This is a genomic window from Halomonas pelophila, assembly GCF_040196315.1.
Taxonomy (GTDB): Bacteria; Pseudomonadota; Gammaproteobacteria; order Pseudomonadales; family Halomonadaceae; genus Halomonas; species Halomonas pelophila.
In genome coordinates this window covers 1-1,424 of sequence record NZ_JBEGCI010000030.1, presented here as the reverse complement: position 1 = coordinate 1,424, position 1,424 = coordinate 1, and the positions used below count along the sequence as shown (strand labels likewise).

At 58.8% G+C, this 1,424-nt stretch carries 1 protein-coding gene; it reads left to right on the top strand.

The annotated features are described in order from the left end of the window. The first annotated feature begins 51 nt into the window (after nt 1-51). Nucleotides 52-1,412 (top strand): IS3 family transposase gene (locus ABE957_RS18125; RefSeq protein ID WP_432765432.1). Its coding sequence is split into 2 segments (ribosomal slippage): nt 52-508 and nt 508-1,412, totalling 1,362 coding nucleotides; the frame shifts between segments, so codons are not numbered across the junction. Nucleotides 1,413-1,424 lie beyond the last annotated feature (12 nt).

Genomic DNA, 1,424 nt, shown 5'->3' with positions numbered 1-1,424 from the left:
TGAACTGCACCCCGAAAGTTGGACCCCCAATCCAACCTTCGGGGTGTTTTTATGAGCAAACGATACGACGAGTGGTTCAAACTGCAGGTGGCGCAGCAGTGTTTGCACGATGGCACCAGCTTGAGGGAGGTAGCCCGCCAGCATGGCTTGGACCATTCCTTGGTACGGACATGGCAGGAGAGCTACCGTCAGCATGGCGTGGAGGGCCTGCGCACGACATACACGCACCACAGCGCGGCTTTCAAGCAACAGGTCCTGGAGACGATGTGGCGAGAGGGCTTGTCACGGCGTCAGACAGAGGTCCTGTTCGATATCCGAGAGCGCGGTGCCATTGGCAGATGGGAGCGTCAGTACCATAGTGGTGGCCTGACTGCACTAGAGCCAAAGCGCAAGGGACGCCGCCCGATGACCCAGAAACCGCCTTCCCCACCACCCCCGCCCGATGATGAGCGCTCCCAGGATGAGTTGCTCAAGGAGTTGGCGTATCTACGTGCCGAGAATGCCTACCTAAAAAAGCTCGATGCCTTGATCCGGGAGCAGGAAGCGGCAACGCGGGGCAAAAAGCCCAGACCGTCCAAGGGTTAAGGCATGAACATTCGCTGGCTCTGCTGCTGCGTGCGGCTGAGCTGCCGCGCAGCACGTTCTACTACCAGATCCAGGCCTTGGGCGCTGATGATCGGTACGCGTCTCTGAAGGCGCGTATCCGGGCGATCTATGACCGCCACAGAGGGCGCTATGGCTATCGGCGCATCACCGCCGTTCTGCGACAGGCAGGAGAGACGATCAACCACAAGACCGTCCAGCGGCTGATGCAGCAGTTGGGCTTGAAGTCCCTGATTCGCCCCAAGCGATATCGTGCCTACCGAGGAGCGGAAGGTTACGCCGCGCCCAATACGCTGCAGCGTCGGTTTCAGGCCCAGCGACCCCATCAGCGGTGGGTGACAGACATCACCGAGTTCAAGGTCAATGGCCAGAAGCTCTACCTGTCACCGATCATGGATCTGTATAACGGAGAGATCATTGCCTTCCAGACAGGACCACGCCCGGTGTTCGACCTGGTGAAGGGCATGCTGAAGAAAGCCTTTGGCAGATTGATGCCAGAAGATCGGCCGCTGCTCCATTCGGATCAGGGCTGGCATTATCGCCATCCCAGCTATCGCCGCCTGGTGGTGGAGAAACGGATACTCCGCAGCATGTCGCGGAAAGGGAACTGTCTAGACAATGCCGCCATGGAGAGCTTCTTCGGGACCCTGAAGGCCGAGTATTTCCACCTGAACCGGTTCGACACCATTGAGCAGTTGCAGCAAGGGCTCGATCAGTACATCCATTACTACAACCACGAACGCATCAGGCTGAAACTAAAAGGCCTGAGCCCCGTGCAGTACAGGACTCAGGCCTTGGGCGCTGGCTGAATGAACCGTCCA